The 24,397-nt window shown below is 69.3% G+C and carries 20 protein-coding genes and 1 riboswitch; of the genes, 10 read left to right on the top strand and 10 right to left on the bottom strand.

What is annotated here, in order from left to right; all coding sequences use genetic code 11:
• The first annotated feature begins 371 nt into the window (after positions 1–371).
• Positions 372–1,868 (top strand): replicative DNA helicase, encoded by a 1,497-nt coding sequence (dnaB, locus tag C8250_RS22280; protein ID WP_187144945.1) that lies wholly within the window; start codon positions 372–374, stop codon positions 1,866–1,868.
• Between the two features lie 447 nt (positions 1,869–2,315).
• A complete protein-coding gene (locus tag C8250_RS22275; protein ID WP_138351147.1) occupies positions 2,316–4,742 on the top strand; it encodes a PKD domain-containing protein in 2,427 nt (808 codons plus the stop codon).
• Between the two features lie 97 nt (positions 4,743–4,839).
• Here C8250_RS22275 and C8250_RS22270 read toward each other — a convergent pair whose 3' ends face one another.
• Positions 4,840–5,664: a MerR family transcriptional regulator gene (locus tag C8250_RS22270; protein WP_138351146.1), complete on the bottom strand. Its 825-nt coding sequence runs from the start codon at positions 5,662–5,664 to the stop codon at positions 4,840–4,842.
• Positions 5,665–5,762: 98 nt separating this feature from the next.
• Between C8250_RS22270 and C8250_RS22265 the strand changes: the two genes are divergently transcribed.
• From C8250_RS22265 to C8250_RS22245, 5 genes are all read left to right on the top strand, one after another.
• Positions 5,763–7,160, top strand: coding sequence for a serine hydrolase domain-containing protein (locus C8250_RS22265; RefSeq protein ID WP_138351145.1), 1,398 nt, complete (start codon positions 5,763–5,765; stop codon positions 7,158–7,160).
• Between the two features lie 110 nt (positions 7,161–7,270).
• Entirely contained in the window at positions 7,271–8,020 is a 750-nt protein-coding gene (locus C8250_RS22260; protein WP_138351144.1) for a DUF4097 family beta strand repeat-containing protein, read from the top strand.
• 264 nt (positions 8,021–8,284) lie between these two features.
• On the top strand, positions 8,285–8,929 hold the full coding sequence (locus C8250_RS22255; protein ID WP_138351143.1) for an HAD-IB family phosphatase: 645 nt from the start codon (positions 8,285–8,287) through the stop codon (positions 8,927–8,929).
• A gap of 321 nt (positions 8,930–9,250) precedes the next feature.
• Positions 9,251–10,771: a globin domain-containing protein gene (locus C8250_RS22250; RefSeq protein ID WP_138351142.1), complete on the top strand. Its 1,521-nt coding sequence runs from the start codon at positions 9,251–9,253 to the stop codon at positions 10,769–10,771.
• Complete coding sequence (locus C8250_RS22245; RefSeq protein WP_244809284.1) at positions 10,764–11,591, top strand: pyridoxamine 5'-phosphate oxidase family protein; 828 nt, start codon at positions 10,764–10,766, stop codon at positions 11,589–11,591. Before C8250_RS22250 ends, C8250_RS22245 begins: the two co-directional genes overlap by 8 nt.
• Positions 11,592–11,630: 39 nt before the next feature.
• Here the strand turns inward: C8250_RS22245 and C8250_RS22240 are convergent, their stop codons facing one another.
• The 4 genes from C8250_RS22240 to C8250_RS22225 form a co-directional block, all read right to left on the bottom strand.
• Positions 11,631–12,143 carry an NUDIX hydrolase gene (locus C8250_RS22240; protein WP_138351141.1) on the bottom strand — a complete coding sequence of 171 codons (513 nt, stop codon included), beginning with the start codon at positions 12,141–12,143 and terminating at the stop codon, positions 11,631–11,633.
• A 177-nt stretch (positions 12,144–12,320) separates the two neighbouring features.
• Entirely contained in the window at positions 12,321–13,220 is a 900-nt protein-coding gene (locus C8250_RS22235; protein WP_138351332.1) for a LysR family transcriptional regulator, read from the bottom strand.
• A gap of 211 nt (positions 13,221–13,431) precedes the next feature.
• Complete coding sequence (locus tag C8250_RS22230; RefSeq protein ID WP_138351140.1) at positions 13,432–14,574, bottom strand: cystathionine gamma-lyase; 1,143 nt, start codon at positions 14,572–14,574, stop codon at positions 13,432–13,434.
• A 223-nt stretch (positions 14,575–14,797) separates the two neighbouring features.
• Positions 14,798–15,175, bottom strand: a complete 378-nt coding sequence (locus C8250_RS22225; protein ID WP_138351139.1) for a phage holin family protein — start codon at positions 15,173–15,175, stop codon at positions 14,798–14,800.
• 58 nt (positions 15,176–15,233) lie between these two features.
• On the opposite strand from C8250_RS22225, the gene C8250_RS22220 reads away from it, so the two are divergent.
• Together C8250_RS22220 and C8250_RS22215 are read left to right on the top strand one after the other, a co-directional pair.
• Positions 15,234–15,551 carry a cupin domain-containing protein gene (locus tag C8250_RS22220; RefSeq protein ID WP_138351138.1) on the top strand — a complete coding sequence of 106 codons (318 nt, stop codon included), beginning with the start codon at positions 15,234–15,236 and terminating at the stop codon, positions 15,549–15,551.
• 143 nt (positions 15,552–15,694) lie between these two features.
• A complete protein-coding gene (locus C8250_RS22215) occupies positions 15,695–15,910 on the top strand; it encodes a DUF5326 family protein (RefSeq protein ID WP_138351137.1) in 216 nt (71 codons plus the stop codon).
• A 116-nt stretch (positions 15,911–16,026) separates the two neighbouring features.
• On the opposite strand, the gene C8250_RS22210 is transcribed toward C8250_RS22215, so the two are convergent.
• From C8250_RS22210 to C8250_RS22200, 3 genes are all read right to left on the bottom strand, one after another.
• Positions 16,027–17,520, bottom strand: a complete 1,494-nt coding sequence (locus C8250_RS22210) for a flotillin family protein (protein WP_187144944.1) — start codon at positions 17,518–17,520, stop codon at positions 16,027–16,029.
• 182 nt (positions 17,521–17,702) lie between these two features.
• Entirely contained in the window at positions 17,703–17,903 is a 201-nt protein-coding gene (locus C8250_RS22205; RefSeq protein ID WP_138351136.1) for a hypothetical protein, read from the bottom strand.
• 58 nt (positions 17,904–17,961) lie between these two features.
• On the bottom strand, positions 17,962–19,272 hold the full coding sequence (locus C8250_RS22200) for a YibE/F family protein (protein WP_138351135.1): 1,311 nt from the start codon (positions 19,270–19,272) through the stop codon (positions 17,962–17,964).
• 61 nt (positions 19,273–19,333) lie between these two features.
• Positions 19,334–19,446, top strand: a riboswitch (TPP riboswitch).
• On the opposite strand from C8250_RS22200, the gene thiC reads away from it, so the two are divergent.
• Positions 19,440–21,257, top strand: coding sequence for a phosphomethylpyrimidine synthase ThiC (thiC, locus tag C8250_RS22195; protein WP_138351134.1), 1,818 nt, complete (start codon positions 19,440–19,442; stop codon positions 21,255–21,257). It overlaps the preceding riboswitch by 7 nt.
• A 117-nt stretch (positions 21,258–21,374) precedes the next feature.
• Here the strand turns inward: thiC and C8250_RS22190 are convergent, their stop codons facing one another.
• Together C8250_RS22190 and C8250_RS22185 are read right to left on the bottom strand one after the other, a co-directional pair.
• On the bottom strand, positions 21,375–22,829 hold the full coding sequence (locus tag C8250_RS22190) for an amino acid permease (RefSeq protein WP_138351133.1): 1,455 nt from the start codon (positions 22,827–22,829) through the stop codon (positions 21,375–21,377).
• 157 nt (positions 22,830–22,986) lie between these two features.
• Positions 22,987–23,943, bottom strand: coding sequence for a hypothetical protein (locus C8250_RS22185; RefSeq protein ID WP_138351132.1), 957 nt, complete (start codon positions 23,941–23,943; stop codon positions 22,987–22,989).
• Positions 23,944–24,397: the final 454 nt, after the last annotated feature.

Raw genomic sequence — 24,397 nt, 5'->3', positions numbered from 1 at the left:
TACGGGCGACTGCGTAGAGTGATCTCCTCCGCGTGGTTTGTCGCGATCTTGGCCCGAGGGCGAAAGTTTTTCTTCTGCACAGCCCGCGGATGATAAAACGCCAGGTCAGGGCAGTTCGGGTCGGCTGATTGTGTGTTTGTCCACAGCGGTTTCCCAAGGCCTGTGCACAGGTTGAGGCGGCTTCTCCACAGGTTGGATGCCTCCGTCCACAGGGCCTGTGGATAACCGTCTTGGCCAACGGTCTCCTGGGCCCTACCGTGAGCCCCCTGCCCGACGCGCCGTACGAGGAGCCGGGTGTCTCAATTGTCAGAGCCGTGGCGTAAGAAAGAGACGCACGGTATGGCGCCAGGTCGGACGGAGGAGGTGGCGGGGTGACCCAACCCGAACCCGCGGACGACCACTGGGGGGACGAACCGCCGTTCCCCCCCGACAGCGGTCCTGGTGACCGGCTGCCGGTCACCCACTTCCGTTCCGGACAGGGCGGCAAGCGCAACAAGAAGGACGACGGCGAGGACCGCAGCAACTGGTCCGAGGGCGGCGGCGGTTTCGAACGCGTACCGCCGCAGGACCTCGACGCCGAGCAGTCCGTCCTCGGCGGCATGCTGCTGTCCAAGGACGCCATCGCCGATGTCGTCGAGGTGCTCAAGGGCCAGGACTTCTACCGTCCGGCCCACGAGACCATCTACACCGCGATCCTCGACCTGTACGCCCGGGGTGAGCCGGCCGACCCCATCACCACCGCCGCCGAACTGGTCAAGCGCGGTGAGATCACCCGCGTCGGCGGCGCCCCGTACCTCCACACCCTGGTCAACGCGGTCCCCACCGCGGCCAACGCCGAGTACTACGCCGAGATCGTGCACGAGCGCGCCGTCCTGCGCCGCCTCGTCGAAGCCGGCACCCGCATCACCCAGATGGGATACGCGGCCGACGGCGACGTGGACGAGATCGTCAACTCCGCCCAGGCGGAGATCTACGCGGTCACCGAGCAGCGCACGTCCGAGGACTACCTCCCGCTCTCCGAGATCATGGAGGGCGCCCTCGACGAGATCGAGGCGATCGGGTCCCGCAGCGGCGGGATGTCCGGCGTTCCCACCGGGTTCACGGACCTCGACTCACTGACGAACGGCCTCCACCCGGGCCAGATGATCGTCATCGCGGCCCGCCCCGCCATGGGCAAGTCGACCCTGGCGCTGGACTTCGCCCGCGCCTGCTCGATCGGCAGCGGTATGCCCAGCGTCGTGTTCTCCCTCGAAATGGGCCGCAACGAGATCGCGATGCGCCTGCTGTCGGCGGAGGCACGGGTCGCGCTGCACCACATGCGGTCCGGCAGCATGACCGACGAGGACTGGACGCGGCTCGCCCGGCGGATGCCGGACGTGTCGGCGGCGCCCCTCTTCATCGACGATTCGCCGAACCTGTCGATGATGGAGATCCGCGCCAAGTGCCGGCGCCTCAAGCAGCGCAACGATCTGCGGCTGGTCGTCATCGACTATCTGCAGCTGATGCAGTCCGGTGGATCCCGGCGTCCCGAGAGCCGTCAGCAGGAGGTCTCGGACATGTCCCGAAACCTCAAGCTGCTGGCCAAGGAGCTGGAAGTCCCCGTCATCGCGCTCTCGCAGCTGAACCGTGGCCCCGAACAGCGCACGGACAAGAAGCCGATGGTCTCCGACCTCCGTGAGTCCGGCTCCATCGAGCAGGACGCCGACATGGTCATCCTGCTGCACCGCGAGGACGCCTACGAGAAGGAGTCCCCGCGCGCGGGCGAGGCCGACCTCATCGTCGCCAAGCACCGTAACGGCCCCACCGCGACGATCACCGTTGCTTTCCAGGGCCACTATTCACGCTTTGTGGACATGGCGCAGACCTGAGTCCTGAAAAGGGTATGAGCGGGCGATAAAACGGGTGTTCTTGAGGGCATCCGGATCTGTATTCTTACCGGGTACTATTTTGAGATTTGCCTGAGAGAAACTGGGGGGCCAGTGTCTCATCGTCGTCTTGCAACGACGGCTGCCGCACTTGCAGCCGGCGTTGCCCTTATACCGGGATTGGCTTATGCGGACAATTCACCGCATGCCGTTCCCCATAGCAGTGGACCGAGTGCCGCTGCCGCTCTGACCAGGGCAGCGTCCTCGAATTTCACCACCTTCTCCAGCCCCGCGGCGAAGCAGGTCCGGGAGCGCAGGCCGCTGGCCCGCGGAGTGCAGCCGCGGGACGAGGGCACTGGTAGGACGATTTACGCAGTATCGGCGATCTCCTGCGATGTCGATACCGGGACGGGCGCACAGGATGCCCCCTATTGCCTGATTCAGAACGCGGTGAATGCGGCGGTCCGGGGTGACACCGTCCAGATAACCGGCAGCACGGGGTATTTCTCCCAGGAGTCGGTGACGGTCAAGACCTCCGGAATCAGGATCGTCGGAATCGGCGGCCAGGCGTGGATCAACTCGTCAGGACAGCGGCCGGCCCTCGAACTGGACGGCGTCACCGATGTGACGGTCAGCAACATGATGCTGGAGTCGTACGGCACGCCCGCGGTTGTGATCAAGGGCTCGTCCAACATCAAGCTGGACGGCGACTATGTCGACCTCAACCCCAACACCCACGGGGTGGACGCTCTCACCATCGACGGCGCGTCCAGCAACGTGACCGTGAGCCGGACGTATGTCGACGCGGGCTTCTGGGGTGCCGGGCCCGCGGCCAGCGGGATTTCCGTGGCCTCCGGCGCGAGCGACATCACGCTCGCCGGCAACGTCCTGGCGGCGACCGGCATCACCGCCACCGGAGTGGCCGGCCTGGACGTCACCGGCAACACGATCCAGCGGGCGTGCGCGTCCGCCATCGACATCCAGGGCGCCTCGACCGGCGTTCACCTGGAGAACAACCTGCTGGAGGACACCAACCCGAACACGGACTACATGTTCGGCGGCTTCAAGTCGCAGTGCACGGCGGCCCAGCAGACCTGGGCGCCGGACATCACCGTCTCCGAAGGGTCGAGCGCCGGCACCACGGCCGACTACAACGCCTTCTACATCCACGGCGATGACGCGACCGCGCCCTACAGCTGGTCCGGAACGACGTACCCGACGCTCGCCGCCTTCCAGGCCGGCGCGGCCCAGGGCGCACACGACGTGATCGACACCAAGAAGGCGAACGGGGCCTATCTCAGGGCGAACAAGTCCGCCAACGTCGACATGCTCCTGGTGCCGGGTTCGGCCGCGATCAACTCCGCGGACCCGAACGCGCCCGGCCGGCTCGGCTCGGACTTCTACGGCGTGAGCCCGTACACCAGCCGGGGAGCCGTCCAGTACGTCAACCCCAACGCCCAACTCGCGGTGGCCCTGTCCGGGACGCACACGAGCGCGTACGCGATCTCGCTCAACGCGGACGTCACGACCGCGCTCGTGCCGATCACCGCCAAGGTCAGCTGGGGTGACGGGACCACGAGCAACCCGGACGTCTACGGTTCCGGGCGGGTGACCCTGCCGCACCGGTACGCGAAGCTGGGGACATACACGATCACCGTCACGGTCGCCGACAACGTCGGGAACACGGTGTCCAACACCGTCACGGCGAGGACGGCGGGTTCGGCCTACACGGCCTACGGGCCGACCCGGGTGCTCGACACCCGGACCGGTACCGGCGCGCCGAAGGCCAAGGCGAAGGCCCACGCGGTGACCAAGGTGCAGATCGGCGGCAACGGCGGCATTCCGGCCGGAGTGACCGCGGTGGTCCTGAACGTCACGGTCACCCGCGCCGACGGCTTCGGCTACATCACGGCGTACGGCGACGGTGACGCGCGGCCGAGCACCTCGAACGTCAACTTCACCGCGGGCCAGACCGTTCCGAACCTGGTGATCGTCCCGGTGGGCGCCAACGGCTACGTCGATCTGTACAACGGCGCCTCCGCCACCGTCGACCTGATCGCCGATGTCGCCGGGTACTTCACCCAGTCCGCGTCCAGCGGCTACACACCGGTGTCGCCCGCCCGTCTCGTCGACACCCGGAACGGCACCGGGGTGGCCAAGGGGCAGATCGGCGCCAACGGATCGTTCGCCGCCCAGATCGCCGGGAACAGCAAGGGCCACCTGCCGGCCTCCGGCGTCACCGCGGTCGCGCTCAACGTGACCGTGACCGGCTCCAAGGGCTCCGGCTTCCTCACCGTCTACCCGGACGGCGGGAAGACGCCGCTCGCGTCCAACATCAACTACGGCACGAACCAGACCATCGCCAACGCGGTGATCGTGCCGGTCGGTGCCGACGGCAAGATCCGGGTCTTCAACGGCAGCACCCGGTCCACCGACGTCCTCGTCGACGTCGTCGGCTACTACAGCGCCGCGAGCAAGAGCGCCTACCTGCCGGTCGATCCGGTCCGGGTGCTCGACACCCGCGCCTCGTACTGGCACAGCGGCCCGATGTACCCCGGGGGCTACATCTACACCCCCCTCGGCGCTGACGAGCCCGACATCACGGCGTTCGCGCTCAACACCACCGTGACGGACACCAAGGGGGCCGGTTTCCTGACGGTCTCCCCCGACCCGTACTCGGAGTACCAGTACGAGAGCGGCAGCGCGGGCTGGCCGACCCGGCCCGGCGTGTCCACGCTGAACTGGCTGCGCGGACAGACCGTTCCGAACCTGGTCCAGGCGAGCCCCGGCCCGTACGGCATCATCGACTTCTGGAATTCGGGCACCGGGAGCGTCAACCTCGTCATCGACGCCTTCGGGTACTACCAGAACGACTAGGACCCACCAGTAGGTGACCCAGGGCCGGGGCCCCGGGGCGGCGATCCACGCCGCTCCGGGGCCCCGGCCGTATCCCCTCGTGTCCGGTGCCGTCGGGTCAGGACTGGGCGATCGGTTCCTGGAGCTCGGTGACCCACTTGTCGTGGTCCTCCGGGCATTCGAGGTAGAGCTCGCGGGGATAGCCGGTGGAGCGGGCGCCGGTGGAGTCGATCCACCGGGCCAGGGTCTGGGCCGTCGACACGATGTCGTCCATGGAACCGTGGTGCACGACCGTGGCGGCGCTCCCGATCGCCGGCAGGTCCACGATCGTGAAGTCGTGGCCGGCCGCCGGGTCGGCGGTGACGGTCAGTCCGGCGTGGACGGTGATCGCACCGTCGCCTTCCGGGGCGTCCTCGTAGTAGGCGACCCCCGGTCCGGTGACGGCCACACCCGCGGCCTCCAGCCGGCGGCACAGCTCGTCGTAGAGCGGGCCGATGACCGGTCCGATGTGCTCGGGGCCGAACCCGATGGCGGTGCCGGTCAGCTCGGCCACCCGGACCGCTGGAATGCGCTTGACCACGACGTCGTCGGCAGCCATGCGTCCCTCACTTTCGATCGACCGGAGCCTCGCCTCGACATGCGTCAGCCGCGTGGCGGTGGCCGCCATCGCCTCCTCCAGCTCCGCCCGGCGCAGCCGCAGCATGCCGCGCAACTGCTCGGCGCTCACCTGCTCGTCCAGGATCGACCGGACCTGTTCGAGGCTGAAGCCGAGGTCCTTCAGAGCGATGACGCGATGGAGCCGGGACAGCTGGCCGGCTTCGTAGAAGCGGTAGCCGCTGGCGGGGTCGACGCGGGCGGGCCGCAGCAGCCCGATCGCGTCGTAGTGGTGCAGCATGCGGACCGATACCCGTCCGTGCTTGGCGAAGTCTCCGATGGTGAACATGACGTCTCCTAGTGCAGGCCCTCACACAGTGTCAGAGTCAAGCGCGACCGCCGGAAACCCTTGGAGCGACCGGCGCCGTTTCTGCGAGGCTGACCCGTATGTCCGAGACACCTGAAGTGCCGCCCGCCGCACCTGCGGCCGAGGAACTGCTGCCCACCACCCGTCGTGCCCTGCTGCACCGGCTCGCCCGAGGACAGGCCGAGGGCCGTACGCCGTCGATGGTGGGGGCGGTGGTGCGGGACGGGGCCACGGTCTGGACGAGTGGCCGCAGCATGATGGAGGGGCACGGCCCCGATGGGGACACCCAGTACCGGATCGGGTCGCTGACCAAGACCTTCGTGGCGGTGCTGGTGATGCGGCTGCGGGACGAGGGCCTGCTGGACCTGGCGGACCCGCTCGGTCTGCACCTGCCCGACACCGAGCCGGGCCGTGCGACGATCGCCCAACTCCTCGCGCACACCTCAGGACTGGCGGCCGAGACGCCCGGTCCGTGGTGGGAGCGCACCTCCGGCGATCTGCGCCCGGAGCTGGCCGACCTGCTCGGCGCGGAACCGATGAAGCATCCGGCCGGCCGCGTCCATCACTACTCCAACCCGGGGTTCGCCCTGCTGGGCGCGCTCGTGGAGAAGCTGCGGGGGAAGCCGTGGGGCGACGTGCTGCAGGCGGAGGTGCTGGAACCGCTGGGCATGACCCGGACGACGCTGCTGCCGCAGGCACCGCACGCGGGTGGCTGGGCGGTGCATCCGTGGGCCGATGTGATGCAGCCGGAACCGCTGCACGACACGGGGCTGATGGCGCCGGCCGGCCAGCTCTGGTCCACGGCGGACGATCTGTGCCGCTGGGCGGTGTTCCTGGCCGGGGGCGACGAGCGGGTGCTGAGCGCCGCGACCGTCGCCGAGATGCGTACCCCGGCGGCGGCGCCGGCCGGGGAGGACCAGGACGCCGGCTACGGGCTGGGCATGCAGCTGCTGCGCCGTGACGGCCGGCTGCTGGCGGGACACACCGGGTCCATGCCGGGCTTCCTGGCGACGCTGTGGGTGAGCGTCGAGGACGGCGTGGGAGCACTGGTGCTGACCAACGCCACCTCCGGGCCGCGGGTCGCCTCCATCGCGGCCGACCTGCTGGCGATCGTGGCGGACAACGAGCCGCGCTTCCCCGAGCCGTGGCGCCCGCGGTCGGCGGCGGATCCAGCGCTGCTGGCCCTCACCGGCCCCTGGTACTGGGGCACCACCCCGTTCGTGCTGCGGCTGCGCGCGGAGCGCGACGTGGAGCTGACGGCACTGGACGGGCGGGGCCGTGGTGCCCGGTTCAGGGCGGAGCCGGACGGTACCTGGACCGGTCTCGACGGCTACTACGCCGGCGAGACGCTGCGCGTGGTGCACGGCGACGACGGCGAGGTGCGCCATCTCGACCTGGGGTCCTTCGTGTTCGCCCGGGAGCCGTACGACGAGGCCGCCGGGGTGCCGGGAGGTGTGGACCCGGAGGGCTGGAGGTAGTGCTAGCACCCGTACCAAGAGACCTGAAGACCGCATGGGACCGGATGGTGGCGGACCTTAGGTTGGTTGCGGAGCGTCGGACGAGGGTTCCGGCGATCGGGGAGACTGTGATGACAGCCAAGCGTTCCGCCGTACTGATCGTGTCCGCGCTCGTCCTGGGGGCCGCGCTCACGGGCTGCGACGGGGTGAGCATCCACAGCAGCCCGGAGCACAAGGCCGTCGATGACGCGAAGGCCGCGGGCCCGGTCAGTGCCGTCGAGGTGGGCACCGGAAGCGGGGATGTCCGCATCCGGCCGGGCACGGGTGACGGGGTCACCATCCACCGGACGGTGCGCTATCACGGGGACGACAAGCCGACTCCCGGGCAGAAGGTCGAGAACGGCCGGCTGACGTTCACCAACGGCTGCGACGACTGTTCGATCGACTACGAGCTGACCGTGCCCGCCGGGGTGAGCGTGAAGGTGAGCACGGGCAGCGGGGAGGTGGAGGTGCAGGGGGTCGCGTCGGCGGACCTGACGACGCACTCGGGCGATATCGACGTCTCCGGGATCGCGGGGGCGCTGACCACCTCGGCGAGCTCCGGCGATCTGACCGCCACCGGACTCGGTGGAGCCGACGTCAGCGCGACCGCGTCGTCGGGCAACATCCGGCTCACGTTCGCCAAACCGCCGCAGAAGGTCCTGACGAAGGCGTCGTCGGGCGATGTCACCGTCCAGGTGCCCGGGGGACCGTACGCGATCGATGTCAGCACGGGTTCCGGCGACAGGACCGTGTCGGTGCCGACCGACCCGTCGGCCACCGCGCGCATCCAGGCGAAGACGGGCTCCGGCGATGTCACGGTCAGCCGAGTGGGGCCCTGAGCCGTCGCTGAGGGCGCTCCAGGGCCGATGACGTTCAGCACCCGCGGCACCTGATGATGTTCCACAGCCGCGATGTTCCACGTGGAACATCGCGGCCGCAGCCGTGGTGCGGTCCGGCGGGCGGCGGTGTCTGGGCGGCCAGGGCGGGGGCCGCCGGAGCGGCGGGTCCGCCGCACAAAACGAGTGGCCCGATCGGTCGATCCCGTCGCACGCTGGGAGTATCTCCGCGTAGGCGGGATCGGTACGAAGCAGGGAGACGCTCGCGTGGCACGGCTGCACATTTTCGACATGGACGGCACCTTGATGCACGGCTCCTCGGCGAGCCTGGAGCTGGCCAGGGAGCTGGACATGGTCGAGGAGATCCGGGAACTGGAAGGCGGCCTGATCCGGGGCACGCTGGACCCGCCGGGGTTCGCGGAACGGGTGTACGCCCTGTGGGCGACGCTGACGGAGGAGCGGCTGAAGGCCGCCTTCGAGGGTGCGCCGTGGCTGGACGGGATACGCGAGGTCTGGACGGAGATCGCCGATCGCGGTGACCACTGCGCGGTGATCTCCCTGTCGCCGGACTTCTTCGTGGGGCGGCTGCGCGAGTGGGGCGTGCACGAGGCGCGCTCGTCGGTCTTCCCGCCGGTGCCCTTCGCGCCCGAGGCGGTACTCGATCTGGCGGGGATCCTGGTGCCGGAGTCGAAGGTGGGCATCGCCGATGAACTCTGCGCGCAGTACGGGGTGACGCGGGCGGACTGTGTGGCCTACGGGGACTCGCTGTCGGACGCGGCGCTGTTCGGGGTGGTGCCGACGTCGGTGGCGGTGAATGGTGACCACTATGTACGGGATCTGGCCACTCATGCCTATTCGGGTCGCGACTTGCGTGAGGCCTTTGCCCTGGTGAATCAATTTGATCGCGAATGACCGAATGAGGCCACAACTGATACCCGGCTGACGTTGTCCAAACCGAATTCCGTGACTTTGTGGGAAGGGTCACGGGATTTGGCCAACGTGCTCCGGTGAATCGGCCAACGGGGGTTGTCGAACAGCGCGTTCCGGGTATGGTCGACTGCGTTCGAGCGCCTCGGGCCGCCGCAAGCCGACGGATCCTAACCTGAATGCAGCCCCGTTTCCTGTGCTTCCGGCTATTTGTCCGATGCGCCGCCCCAGCGTGACACGCTCGCACCTCACCACGCGTGACGCACGTCGGGAAATCGACCGGGGAAGTTCGAGGCGAAGTTCACGATGGACGCTCTGACCACCAACTCGGCCGAGACGGATCCGAACCGGGGCTGGTTCACTCCGCCCGAACGGGAAACCGACTCGCATCAACGCACGGCGGACGGCGGTGAATCCGAAATACCCAGCAGATCCCCGGCCGCCATAAGACCCGTCGGCAGGGCCGCAGCCCGCAAGCAGCGGGCCCAGCAACAGGCGGACCAGCAGGAGCAGGAGCAGGCACAGGAACGAGCGCAGGAGCAGGCGGACCACCGGGCGGATCAGCCGCCGGACCGGCAGACACCTCCGCCGGCGGCCGCGCCGATATCCGCCCCGGAACCCGCCCCGGCCCGCATCGCGGACCCCGCGCCCGCAGCGGCGCCGTCCCGCTCCACCTTTGAGGCCGCACCCGCGTCCGCGGCCTCGCCGGACGCGCTGCTGATCCGGCGGACCATGGCGGAGATCGGTCCGGTCGCCGACCGGACCACCGGCTACTTCTACGCCCTGCTGTTCATCCGGCACCCGGAACTGCGCGAGCTCTTCCCGGCGGCCATGGACGCCCAGCGCGACCGGATCCTGAAGGCCCTGCTCACCGCGGCCGAGCACATCGACAACACCGAGACCCTCGTCGAGTACCTGACCAACCTCGGCCGCGGCCACCGCAAGTACGGGACGCAGCCGGAGCACTACCCCGCCGTCGGCGAGGCCCTGATCGGGGCGCTCAGCCGGTACGCAGCGGCGGTCTGGGACCCGCTGACCGAGGCCGCCTGGGTACGCGCCTACACGGTGATCTCGCAGGTGATGATCGACGCGGCCGCCGCCGACGAGCGGCACGCGCCGCCGTGGTGGCAGGCCGAGATCGTCTCGCACGAGCCCCGCACCCAGGACATCGCCGTGGTGACCGTGCGGCCCGACCAGCCGTACCCGTTCCTGGCCGGCCAGTACACGTCGCTCGAAACCCCCTGGTGGCCGCGGGTGTGGCGGCACTACTCCTTCGCCTCGGCGCCCCGCTCGGACGGTCTGCTGTCCTTCCACGTCAAGGCGGTCCCGGCCGGCTGGGTCAGCAACGCGCTGGTGCACCGCGCGCGGCCGGGCGACGTCATCCGGCTCGGCCCGCCGGCCGGCTCCATGGTCGTCGACCACACCACGGACAGCGGACTGCTGTGCGTCGGGGGCGGTACCGGCATCGCGCCGATCAAGGCGCTGGTCGAGGACGTCGTCGAGCACGGCCGCAAGCGCTCGGTCGAGGTCTTCTACGGTGCGCGCCACGACCACGACCTGTACGACCTCGACACGATGCTCCGTATGCAGGAGGAGCACTCCTGGCTCTCCGTGCGACCGGTGGTCGCCGACACCCCGAGCAGCAGCCTGTCGGGTCCGCTGCCGGACATCGTGCGGCAGTACGGCCCCTGGGAGGCGTACGACGCCTACCTCTCGGGCCCGCCCGGGATGATCCGCAGCAGTATGGACGCGCTGGTCGGCGGGGGTATGCCCTCGCACCGCATACGGCACGACGCTCTGGAGGAACTGGTGGCGGCGGGTGACTAGCCCGGTGGAACGACCGGGCAGCGACGGCGAGCACCTGCTCCAGACGGAGCTGGGCACCGGTGTGCGCGCGGACCGGTTCTACGACGACCAGGTGCGGGACCGGCTCAATCCGCGGATGCGGGAGTTCGTCGCCCGGCAGGAGATGTTCTTCCTGTCCACGGCGGACCGGCGCGGGGAGTGCGACAGCACCTTCCGGGCCGGGCCGCCCGGTTTCGTGCGGATTCTGGACGACAGGACGCTCACGTATCCCGAGTACCGGGGCAACGGGGTCATGGCGTCGCTCGGCAACATCCGCGAGAACCCGCATGTCGGGATCCTGCTGATCGACTTCGCCCGGGACCGGATCGGGCTGCACATCAACGGCCGCGCGCTGCTGGTCCCGGACGAGCGGATGCGCGCCGAGCACCCGGACCTGCCGGAGGATCCGGTGCCCGGCCGCCGCCCGCAGATGTGGGTCGAGGTGGAGGTCGAGGAGGCCTACATCCACTGCTCGAAACACATTCCGCGGCTGGTCCCCGCGCCGCTGCAGAAAGGTTCCGGCACCGGCGGCGGGCGGTCGTGGGGGACCGACGACGCACGCCGCAAGGGCGGTGACCACTTCGGGGCGGCGGCGGAACGCAGGCCGGTACAGCCTGTGCCGGCGTCCGTGCCGGAGGCTCCTGTGCCCGTGCCCGTACCTGTGTCCGTACCCGAACCCGTACCCGTACCCGTGCCCGTGCCCGTGGCGCGGGTGGCGGCCGCGCCGCCCGGTCCTGCGGAGCGGCGGCGCGCCCGGCGCGGGCGGCGGCTCCGCGGCTGGTTCCTCCGGCAGGCGGGCTGACCCACCGAGGACTTCCGGGGCGCCGGTCCGCCGGCCGGATCAGCCCAGGTCGGGGCCGACCAGTCCCAGTACGCCTTCGATGTTCGCGTCGAGGTAGTGCCGCAGCGTCAGCGGCACCACCTCGACGGAGGCCAGCCCGACCCGGCTGAACGGCACACGGACGACGTCGTACGTCCCGCACGGATCGTCCACCTCGGGGCCGTGCCGGCGGGCCGGGTCCATCGAGGCGAGCCGGCACACGAAGAAGTACTGCACCTTCACGCCGTGGGCGCCGTTCTCCGCGATGTGCTCGACGGTGTCGACGAAGGCCGGGACGACGTCGGTGATCTTGGCTCCCAGCTCCTCGTCCACCTCACGGTGCAGGGCGTCGACGACCGAGGGGTCGTCGTCCTCCACGCCGCCGCCCGGAGTGATCCAGTACGGGGCGAGGCCGGGCTTGGTGCGCTTGATGAGGACCATGCAGTCGCCGTCGAGCAGGATCGCGCGGGCGGTGCGCTTGACCACCGGGCGGGTGGCAGGGGCTTCGGCCGGAGTTGCGTTCTCCAGGGGCATGGTTGAGATCTGCCGCGACACAAGGATCGACAAACGCACCGGGAGCAGTGAATCGGAGCATTCGATTCCCGTTGGCGCGTCACCGGCGCTCGCCGAGCGCCGTCGGCCACGTGCCGAGGCCGCTCGATCCGGCCTCGGCGGCCCTGGCAGCCTTGGCATGGCCGGTGGTCCGGCGGCCTACCAGCCCTGTGCGGCGGTCAGCAGCCGATCGTGCGCCCGCGCGAGGTGGGGCAGTGCGAGGGTGCCGACCCGGGTGGCCAGGAAGTAGGTCCGCAGCGGTGGCACGGGAGGCTCCAGCAGCAGCGTGATCTCACCGGCGGCGAGCGCGGCGGCGCACAGATAGCGGGGCAGGACGGCCAGCCCGGCGCCGTCGCGTACGCAGTCCAGGACGGCGCGCAGGTCGGGGACGACGACCGCGGGATCCCGGGTGGGCTTGGCGTCGAAGACGGCCGACCAGTACTGGGACAGCAACCGGCATTCCTCGTCGGAGGTGACGACGGGCAGGTCGTCGAGCAGCTGCGGGCCGTGGTCGCGCACTCCGTGCGGGCCGCCGGCCCGTTCCCGCCAGGCGGGCGCGGCGACCAGGGCGTACTCCTCGTCCCACAGGGGTACGGCCGCTATCAGCCGGTCGCGGGGTTGCACGCTGACGACGGCCAGGTCGTGGTGGCCGGCGGCGAGCCCGGCCAGCGCCTCGTCGTCGCCGCTGAGCGAGACCCGCAGGTGCAGCCCGTCGGTGACCAGCGGCGCCAGGGCGGGCAGGATGCGCAGCGCGGTGAACTCGGCCGGGCCCGCCAGATGCAGGCTGTGGGTGCCGGGGCCGTCGTCGTCGGGAGCCGCGGCGGTGATCTCCAGCAGCGCGTCGAGGTGCGGGGCGACCTTGTGCGCGAGCTCGTCGCCCACGGTGGTGGGGGCGACGCCGCGGGGCAGCCGCAGGAAGAGCGGGCGGCCGACCTGCCGCTCCAGCGTGCGTATCTGGCCGGTGACGGCGGGCTGGGACAGGCCCAGGAGCTGGGCGGCCCGGGTGAAGGAACCAGCCCGGTGCACGGTGACGAAGGTACGCAGGAGGGCCAGATCCACCATGGTCTCCTCACAGACAGAACCTGACGCATCGTCAAGTATAAATTTATCGATAGGTCGTACCAGGTACTGTGATTGGACACTGACGCAGAGTCAACTAGCCTTGTTCGAGCGCGTCTTCGCGCGTTGCGCCAGGGCGGTTCGAGCCACGAGGGGGGAGGCTCGAACCGCCCATTCTGCGTAGGGCTCCCTGCATATATGCGTAGGGGCCCTACTTTGCGGCGTCCAGGGCGCGGGTGACATCGGCGACGATGTCACCCGCGTCCTCCACGCCCACCGAGAAGCGGATGAAGCCGGGCGGAACCGCGTCGCCGCCCCAGCGGGCCCGGCGCTCGGCCGTGCACTGGACGCTGCCGAAGCTCGTCGCCTCGATGGTGATCCGGAGCGCGGAGAGGAAGCGCTCGGCGTGCTCCTTGTCGGGCAGCGTGAAGGAGACGACGCTGCCGAAACGGCGCATCTGGCGGGCGGCGAGTGCGTGCGCCGGGTCGGTGGACAGGCCGGGGTGGCGCAGCCCGGTCACCTCCGGGCGGTCGGCGAGCGCCGTGGCCAGCTCCAGGGCGTTGGCGGCCTGCCGGTCCACGCGCAGCGAGAGGGTGGCCAGCGAACGGTGTGCGAGCCAGGCCTCCATCGGGCCGGGGATCGCACCGACGGTTGCGCGCCACATCCGGGCCTGTTCGGCGAGCTCGGGATCGCGGGTGGTCACGTAGCCGAGCAGCAGGTCGCCGTGGCCGGTCAGGGCCTTGGTGCCGCTGGCGACCGAGAAGTCGGCGCCGAGGTCGAGCGGGCGCTGGCCGAGCGGGGTGGCCAGGCTGTTGTCGACGGCGACCAGGGCGCCCGCCGCGTGCGCGGCGTCGGCGAGCCGGCGGATGTCACAGACGTCCAGGACGGGGTTGGACGGGGTCTCCAGCCACAGCAGGCGCGCGCCGTCCAGCAGGGCCCGCTGCGCGTCGTCGCGGGTCGGTGCGAGGCGCACGGTGACTCCGTACGACTCCAGCCGCTGTTGGAGGGCCCGGGTCGTCTGGTAGCAGTCGGAGGGCAGGACGACGGTGTCGCCCGCGCGCATCTGCGACAGGAGCACGGCGGAGACCGCGGCCATCCCCGAGGCGAAGACGGTCGTCCTGGCGGTCGGGTCGGCGGGGGACTCCAGCTCGGAGATCGCGTCTTCGAGCAGGGTCCAGGTCGGGTTCTGCTCCCGGCCGTAGGTGTACGGGCCGGTCGCGTCGCCGGGCAGGTGGAAGTGTGAGACGAAGGTGGGGCCGGGGAGGGAGGGCTCGTACGGCTGGGCGGGCGGGCGTCCGGCGTGGACGCTGCGGGTACTTTCACCGCTGCCGCTCGGGCTGTCGTACTCGGCCATCGCTGCCTCCTGGGACCTGGGGGTCGCACCTGATGCGCGTGTGCGCGCGGGTTCAGTCAACCCGATCCCGGGTCGGTGCCCGGGCCCTCCGGGGCGGGGGTCCGAAATCGTATATTTACGTGCCTGGCGGCCCACAAATACACGGCAGCATTTCGGACCCCCACCCCTACGGTCCCGGTCACCTCCGGCGCTCGTAACGGCATCGGGCCGTCCTCCTCGGTGCTCAGTCCTCGTCCGGCAGGAGCATGTTGAGGGCCCAGGACACGATGCTGATGATCAGGCCGCCGATCAGCGCCGCCCAGAAGCCCTCGACGTGGAAGTCGAGGCTGAGCTTTCCGGCGAGCCAGGAGGTGAGCAGCAGCATCAGAGCGTTCACGACCAGCGTGATGAGGCCCAGGGTGAGGATGAACAGGGGGAAGGACAGGAGTTTGACGACCGGCTTGACCAGCCAGTTCACCAGTCCGAAGACCACGGCGACCAGGATGACGGTGAGGACCTTGTGCCAGGTGTCGTCACCGGTGAGGGTGATGTCCTTGACCAGCCAGATGGCCACACCGAGGGCCCCGGCGTTGGCGAGTGTCTTGACGACGAAATTCTTCATGGTGTGATCGTGGCAGAACTGATCGCCCGGGCAAGAGATGCGACGAGGGAGAGCTGCGATGAAGGTGTTCCGGCTGGACGATCTGGAGGCGGAGCGGGCCGCCAACAACGGGGCTTATCTCAGCTTTCTGCGCGAACGGAACATGTCGGCGGGGCTGTACGCGCTCCAGGCCGGGGAGCTCGATCCGCAGACCCCGCACCAGCAGGACGAGATCTATCTGGTGGTGAGCGGCCGGGCGGCGATCACCGTGGGGGAGGAGACGACCACGGTGGCCCGGGGCAGCGTCGTCTATGTGCCGGCCGGGGTGCCGCACCGCTTCCACCACGTGACGGAGGACCTGCGGGTCATGGTCGTCTTCTCGCCGCCGGAGGCCTGAACCCCGGCGACTGAGGGTCGGACCCTGGGGTTCCGTAGGGGAACGGTCAGGGAAGGATCGGGTCTCCGACCCCTCCGCCGGCCCCCTTGTCGGCTCTAGAGTCGAAGCACGGGGACAACGAAGGAATCTGGAGGGAAACAGTCATGGAAGAGCTGGTCAAGGGTCTGCCCTGGTGGATCAAGTGGGTTGCGATCCCGGTGATCGCTCTCGTCGTCTTCGGCGGCTTGATCATGAGCCTGGTCGGCTTCGTCATCGGGCTGCTGTTCAAGGTGCTGGTCTTCGCGGCGCTGGTCGGCGGGCTGATCTTCCTGGTGAAGAAGTTCACCTCGGGATCCTCGTCCTCGCATCGTGACTGGTAATCCCCCGGGGGGCCGGAACCCGTACATCCCGTCCGCAGGCGGCACCCGCCGCGCCGGGCGGGGGCGGCGCGGCGCGATGACGCGCCCCGCCCCCGCCCTCACACGTGCTTCGCGGATCAGACCTGGTCGTCGTCCTGCAGCGGTATCAGATGGCTGCGGGGCGTCGATCCGTTGGGGGACGCCGGCGGCGGCACGGTGCCGGCGCCGTTCTCCGTGCCCATCGACGCGAGCAGCTGGCGGGCCAGTCCGAGCCCGGTGCCGCCCATGGTGAGTGCCTTCGCGAACATGTCGGACATACCGTCCGCGCCGTTGAGCAGCACCATGTGCTCCACGTTGCCGAACGCCGAGGCGCCCGCCTTCACGATCTCCGGCCAGTTCTCGGCCAGCTGCTGAGCGACCACGGCCTCCTGGTTGGTGGCCAGTGCCTCCGCGCGCGCCTGGATCGACGCGGCCTCGGCCAGGCCCTTGGCCTTCGCCGCCTCGGCCTCCGCGAGCCCGCGGGCCTGCGTCGCCGCCGCCTCGGCCTCACCGGTCGCCCGGGTGGCCGCCGCCTGGGCCAGCCCGCTGACCTTCGTCATCTCGGCCTGCGCGGCCGCGGCTATCTTGACCCGGTTGGCTTCGGCGATGGCCGCCAGCTCGGTCTCCTTCGCCTTGGCCTGTGCCGCGGAGATGCGCACATCGCGTTCGGCCTCGGCCAGCGTCCGCTTCTCGTACGCCTTCGCGTCCGCCGGCTTTCTGACGTCGACCTGGAGCTGCTGCTCGCGCCGCTGCGCCTCCAGCTCCGCGACGCGGGTCTCCTGGACCACGACCTCCTGCTTGGCCGCGGCCTCCGACAGCGGTCCTGCCTGCCGTGACGTCGCGGCCGCCTTGTCCCGTTCGGCCTGGTAGCCGGCCTGCAGGATCTCGCTGTCCCGGGTCGCCTCAGACATCCGGGCGGCGGCCTTCTGCTCCGCCTCGGTGGCCAGCCGGTCCGCCTCGGCCTGGGCGATCCGCGCGTCCCGGTGGACGGCCGCGGCGTGCGGCGCGGCCAGGTTCTTGATGTACCCGGTAGGGTCCTCGATCTCGTGGATCTGCAGCGAGTCGATGATCAGGCCGAGCTTCTCCATCTCCGAGCCGGAGGCGGCCCGGGTCTGCCCAGTGAGCTTCTCGCGGTCACGGATCATGTCCTCGACCGTCAACCCGCCGACGATCGACCGAAGATGACCGGCGAAGACGTTGTGCACCCGGTCGCCCATGAACTTCTGCTGGTCCAGGAAACGGCGGGCGGCGTTGGCTATCGACACGAAGTCGTCGCCGACCTTGAAGATGACGACTCCGCGCACCTTCAGCGGAATGCCCTGCTGCGTCACACAGTCCACCAGCAGCTCGGTCTCGTTGAGATCGAGCGAGAGCTTGCGCACGGCCTGGACACCGGGGACCACGAACGTCCCGCGCCCCGTGACGATACGGAATCCCAGGCCCTCCTCGATGCCCTCGGTCCGGTGCCGGGAACCGGAGATGACAAGCGCCTCGTTCGGCTCCGCGACCCGCCACATCAGCTTGAACAGCCCGATCACGATGATGATTGCGGCGAGAACGAGTCCCGCCACGACGCCGATGATCATCGGCATACGCCCCCCTCACAGCGGCCCCCATGCGGGGCCTGACGAACGCGAGTGTGCTCCCGCGCAAGGCCGCGGTGAACACCCTGACGGAACCTTGGCGCAGTCTTGATACGAAGCCCGCTCGGCCGAAGCCGGAAGCTCACATCAGCTGCCGCCGGAAGCTCACCCGGCCGAGGTCTGAAGCCCGCTCAGCCGAAGGCCGCGGCCACGTAGACCGTCCGCGGAGCCTGGTATTCCACGACCACGATCTGCGTCCCGGTCTCTATCCGCTCGCCCGGTGTGACCGGATACGCCAGGAACGCCTCGGCGCCGCCCCGTACTTGGACGATCACCTCGCCGACCAGCCCCGGGCCGATCCGCCCCGTCACCCTGCCCTGCAGCCCGATCATCCCGGCCATCGTCCCCCCGTTCACCGCCGCCACCCGCCCCCGCGGGTGCGGCCTGCCGCTACTTCCCCCGGCGCCGGTGGCCGCCGCCGGTCCTCGCGGGGAGAGTGTCCCCCGCCTTCGGTCCGCCCGTCCTCGTATTGTGCCGGTCGGCACTGACAACGAGCGCCGCCAGCAGCGTTGTCAGGGGAACCGACGCGACCAGGCCGATGCTGCCGACCAGCGTCCGGACGATCTCCTCCGCCACCAGTTCGCTGCTGGCGACCCGCAGCACCCCGCTGCGCGCCACCGAGAACAGCAGCAGGAGCGGCAGCGCCGCACCCGCGTACGCCATCACCAGGGTGTTCACCACCGACGCGATGTGGTCCCGGCCGATCCGCATGCCGGAGCCGTAGAGCTTGCGCCAACTCGCGCCGGGGTCGGCGTCCTTGAGCTCCCACACCGCCGAGGTCTGGGTGACCGTCACATCGTCCAGGACGCCCAGCGAGCCGATGATGATGCCGGCCAGCAGCAGGCCCTTGATCTCGATGCCGGGGTAGAGGGTGTGGACCAGCCCGGTCTCGTCCGAGGTGTTGCCCGTCAGATGCGCCCAGGAGATGAAGACCGAGCCGAGGATCCCGATCAGGAAGAGCGAGCACAGCGTGCCGATCACCGCCACCGACGTGCGGGCGTTGAGCCCGTGGCACATGTAGAGCGCGATCAGCATGATCGCGCTGCCGCCGATCACCGCCACCAGCAGTGGATCGTGGCCGTGCAGGATCGCCGGGAGGATGAAGAGCGTCAGGATCGCGAAGCTGATGACCAGCGCGATCAGTGCCATCAGACCGCGCAGCCGGCCGACGGCGATCACCGCGAGCGCGAAGATCACGGCCAGCAGTGCGAGCGGGAAGCCGCGGTCGACATCCGTCACCGCGTACTGCAGCTCCTTCGGAGCGTCGGGTGCGTACGCCACCACCACGCCCTGGCCCGCCGTGTAGCGGCGGGTCTGGTCGGGATGCACGATCTCGGTGAACGTCCGGCCCTTGTCCTTGCCCGTGGTGACCTCGATGGTCGCCTTCTCGCAGCGTTCCGGCGCGGAGGCGGCGGCGCCGGGCGTGGACTGTGCCGGTGACTGTGTGTTCGCCTCGGCGCAGGCGACGTCGTCGATCCTGGTGACGCGCGCCTGCTGGGTCTGCTGGTCGAAACCGACCCCGGTGCGTGCGTGCGGGGGCGCCCCACCCGGCCACAGCACGATCAGCCCGGCGAGCACCGCCGCGGTGAAGGGCACCAGAACCACCGCGATGACCTTGCGGAGATGCTTGGAGACCGGCGGCACCGGACCGTGACCGTGGGTGTGCGAGTGCGCGTGGGGCGACGCCTGGGGAGTGTCCACGGACCGATCATCGCAAGACCCCCTGGTGTGCGTTCGTCCGCACCCGCTACCGTGGGGGCACCTTTGCAATCGCGGGAGCTCGGAGCACCGGGCTGAGAGGGCGCTGAAGAACTGCGCCGACCGCTGAACCTGTTACCGGGTAATGCCGGCGTAGGGAGTTGGGTCTCATGACCACGCAGGATGCACGCATGCCTGTCTCCGTTCAGCCCGTTTCGACGGATAAGCCCGTTTCGGCGGAGCCGTCCGTCGCTCCGGAGAAGCGCGAGCCCGGCTGGCACAAGGGCTACCTGACCGGCACCAGGCCGGACATCCAGGTCCCCGTGCGCCAGGTGCACCTCACCACCGGCCGTGACGTGACGCTGTACGACACGTCGGGGCCGTACACCGATCCGAACGTCACCACCGACGTCCGCCGCGGCCTGGCGCCGCTGCGGGAGAACTGGATCATCGGCCGCGGCGACACCGAGGAGTACTCGGGCCGCCCGGTCCGCCCCGAGGACGACGGGATCAAGCACACCTCCCCCCGCGGCGGTCTGCGGAACCTCGACGCGGTCTTCCCCGGCCGCCCCCGGATTCCCCGCAGGGGCCGGGACGGCCAGGCGGTGACGCAGCTCGCGTACGCCCGCCGCGGCGACATCACCCCGGAGATGGAGTACATCGCGATCCGCGAGAATGTCTCCCCCGAGGTGGTGCGCGAGGAGATCGCGGCCGGCCGGGCCGTCATGCCGATGAACGTGAACCATCCCGAGATCGAGCCGATGATCATCGGCAAGCGGTTCCTGGTGAAGGTCAACGCCAACATCGGCAACTCCGCGGTCACGTCCTCCATCGAGGAGGAGGTGGACAAGATGACCTGGGCCACCAAGTGGGGCGCCGACACGGTCATGGACCTGTCCACCGGCCGCAACATCCACACCACCCGTGAATGGGTGCTGCGCAACTCCCCCGTGCCGATCGGCACCGTCCCCCTCTACCAGGCACTGGAGAAGGTCGACGGCAAGGCCGAGGAGCTCACCTGGGAGGTCTACAAGGACACCGTCATTGAGCAGGCCGAGCAGGGCGTCGACTACATGACGGTCCACGCCGGCGTGCTGCTGCGGTACGTCCCGATGACCGCCCGCCGCAAGACCGGCATCGTCTCGCGCGGCGGCTCGATCATGGCGGCCTGGTGCCTCGCGCACCACAAGGAGTCGTTCCTCTACGAGAACTTCGAGGAGCTCTGCGACATCCTCGCCTCCTACGACGTCACGTACTCGCTCGGCGACGGCCTGCGCCCCGGCTCCATCGCGGACGCCAACGACGAGGCGCAGTTCGCGGAGCTGCGGACGCTGGGCGAGCTGAACACCATCGCCAAGCGGCACAACGTGCAGACCATGATCGAGGGCCCCGGGCACGTCCCGATGCACAAGATCAAGGAGAACATCGACCTCCAGCAGGAGATCTGCGAGGAGGCGCCGTTCTACACGCTCGGCCCGCTCACCACCGATGTCGCGCCCGCCTACGACCACATCACCTCGGGCATCGGCGCCGCGATGATCGCCTGGTGGGGCACCGCGATGCTCTGCTACGTCACGCCCAAGGAGCACCTGGGCCTGCCCAACCGCGACGACGTCAAGACCGGCGTCATCACGTACAAGATCGCGGCCCACGCGGCGGACCTGGCCAAGGGCCACCCGGGGGCGCAGGACTGGGACGACGCCCTGTCCGACGCCCGCTTCGAGTTCCGCTGGGAGGACCAGTTCAACCTCGCCATGGACCCGGACACCGCGCGTGACTTCCACGACGAGACGCTGCCGGCGGACGGCGCCAAGACCGCGCACTTCTGCTCCATGTGCGGTCCCAAGTTCTGCTCGATGAAGATCAGTCAGGACATCCGCAAGGAGCACGGCGGGGACCTGCTGCTGGACCCGGAGGCCGGGATGCGGCAGAAGTCCGAGGAGTTCGCGGCGAGCGGTAACCGGGTCTACCTGCCGCTGGCGGACTGACGACGGCCCGCTGACCACCGCACATGCGTGAGGTCCCGGTGGGAATCCCACCGGGACCTCTGCGGTGCACCGACGTCGGGTCGTGCGCGTCAATCGGGTCGATCGGGTACCGCCGGGTCAGATCAGGTCCATGGCGGCCACTTCGTCGGGACGGCCGTAGCTGACCGGTCCCTGGAAGCGCTTCCGCGCGGTGGCGAACCACCAGACGGTGGCGATGAGCAGCACCACACCCAGGGCGATCGGGGCGTAGTTGAACGAGGTCGTGGTGATCGGGGAGACCTGGGGCAGCATGAACAGCACGCTGCTGAGGACGATCCAGGTCACGGCGACCGATCCGACGACCTTGCCGTAGCGCCCGAGGTTCCAGGGGCCGGACTCGAACTCGTCGCCCAGGCGCAGCCGCAGGAAGATGGGCACGCCGTAGGCGAGGAACAGCCCGACGACATTGACGCTCACAATGGCGGTGAAGGCGGTGTGGGACCACCAGCCGGGCAGTACCAGAACGATGGAGCAGGCCGCCGCGAGCCATACCGCCTTGACGGGCGTACGGGTGCGCGGGGACACGGAATGCCACCAACGCGAACCGGGCATCGCACCGTCACGGGAGAACGCGAAGATCTGCCGGGTATTGCTGGTCATGTTGGCCAGACCGCAGAACAGCATGGCGCCGATGACGATCAGCAGCAGCAGCTTGGCGGTGCCCATGCCGAGCGCGTCGATGAGAATCTGCACGGGCGGTGCGGCGGAGCTCGCCTCGGCGGCGTAATCACGAATCGCGTACACCAGGGCGAGCATGAGAATCAGGCCGATGCCGGCGGAGTAGGCGATCGACCGCATGATGCCCTTGGGCGCGTTGACCGTTGCCTGCACGGTCTCTTCCGACATGTGGAAACTGCCGTCGAAGCCGGTGAAGGTCCAGCTCGTGACGAGCAGACCGAGCATCGCGCCGTAAATCCCGTTGGAGAAGCCGGTGTTGTTCTCGAAATGCGTGACGAAGGAAACCGACTGGTGGTGGTCGGGTATGACGGTCAGACAGACGACGATCACGACCATGCCGATGAACAGCCACCACACGGATATGCGGTTCAGCAGGGCGATCAGCTGCACCGTGTAGGTGTTGGCGAGCGCCTGCAGCAGCAGGATCACCGCCGTGATGCCCACGGTGCGCTGCGCCGTCACCTCGTAGTCGGTCCACTGCATCGCGATGAAGGCCTGGATGAACGTGGCGGCGGCGTAGCCGGTGGCGGCCGTCCCGCCCACCTGGCCGACGAAGTTCAGCCAGCCGGTGTACCAGGACCAGGCGCCGCGGTGCCGCTTGGCGAGCTTGCCCGCGGAGAAGTACAGCGCGCCGCTGGTCGGATAGGCGGAGGCGATCTCTCCCATCGAGGCGCCGACGAACAGCACCATGATGGACACGCCTATCCAGCCGAATATGAGAATCCGCGGACCGCCGGCCGCCATGCCGAAACCGAACGAGGAGAAGATACCGGCGATGATGTTGATGATGGTGAAAGAGATCGCGAAGTTGTCAAACGCGCGAAATCGCCGGGTAAGTTTCCGCGGATAGCCCATGGCATGCAGCGTCGCGTCGTCGTCGAGGGCGGCGACGGGCGCTGGAGGACGAAGGGTTTTCGAGTGTGAAAGAGATCTGTGCTCGGTCACAACCGCAGCCTTTCTGAGACATGGAGGACGGGAGGACTTCGTCGTGCGATGTGGAGCGGAATAGGGATCAGGCGGCACTCGGAATCGGCAGTCCGCACAGCTTTCTGGCCCTGGTCAGTTGTTCCTCGGGCGCTCCGAACGCACTCCAGGGCATACGGGACGCATAGGGTCCTGACGCCGTGAGCACTTCCCGCGCCTCGAATTCGAGCTTCGCCATGACCAGGGCATGCGCCAGATAGGCCAGGTCGAGCACCGGGGTGAACCGGTACTTGGCCGTCTCGGGAAACCAATGGGTGTAGATCCCCATCGTGGTCGCTTTCCACTGGGGCTGTTCCCAGGTGCGGTCCGCCAGCAGTGCGGAGGGGTCGTAGTCCTCGACCAGCGCCACCAGAGGCAGCAGCCGCAGCGGCGAGGAGGTCGGTGCCCGGTGGCTCAGGAACGAGGCGACGTCCCATCGCGCGCTCGCCGAGCCGCCGTTGCGGGTGAAGAAGAAGGCCAGGAACCGGTGGTGCGCCTCACGGTGCCAGGGGTCGAGCCGGAGGATGTGGGCGAAGAGGTACCAGGGACCGGTCGGCTCGGTCAGCAGTCCGCGCGGCGCGGGATCGCGGGGTCGCTGGAGCCGGGTGAGCGCCAGTTGGGTCACCCAGGGAGTCGGGTCGGTCGGCAGCATCTCCGAGGCCCGTTCGCACGCGCCCTGCGCTATGCGGACCAGCGCGCCCTCGCGGAGATCGCCGGCGTCGGCCATCCGTAACGCCCGGAGCATCGCCACCCGCGCCCACAGCAGCGCGGACTCGGCGCTGGGTTCCTCGGCCAGCCAGCGTTCGGCCAGGTCGGAATCCGCTGCCTCGGAGGCCAGTACGAGGGACCGGTGGGCCCGCACTTCGAAATCCCCGCGGGTCTCCTTCAGGATCTCGCTGGCGCTGAGGTACCGCCCGGCCTTCACATCCATGCACGCTCGGGCCAACTGACGATCATCGGCCGCCGGATGCCACACGTACTGCCCCTCGAACGAGCCAGCAGTCACTATCCCCCTCCAGATCCTGCAGACGACACCACCCGCACCCGCACATTCCGGTCATGCTGAATTCAGCCAGACCCTCTGAATTCAGCCAGGCACCTTCCGTAGATCCATCGGCAGCGGGTCACACCCTACTCATCATCAACTCGTATCGAAACCAGTCGTCCGGAGCAACTCGTTCCACGCCAATTGCCGTCTGCGGCAATGCAGTCGGGCCCGATCCGCGCGGTTCGACTCCGGCCGTCCGGGTTGTCGAGCAGTGTGCGCCGAAGTATGCACATGGCATATGCGCGGACAGGTGGGAACGTCCCGTCGGCACTCTCCGGATCGAATACCACGGGAGCGATGGCGCGCCGCTGACCTGCGGTTCTGCGGGAAGTCCCGTTGGGGGCGCGCCCATTCGAAACACTCTCGAAGGCGAAGTTGTCCACGGATTGGACTTTGTGGGCCGGCGGCGGCA

It is taken from the genome of Streptomyces sp. So13.3, from assembly GCF_005860785.2.
Classification (GTDB): domain Bacteria; phylum Actinomycetota; class Actinomycetes; order Streptomycetales; family Streptomycetaceae; genus Actinacidiphila; species Actinacidiphila fildesensis.
The sequence above is the reverse complement of the archived record's forward strand: the minus strand, read 5'-3'. Positions and strand labels throughout refer to the sequence as shown.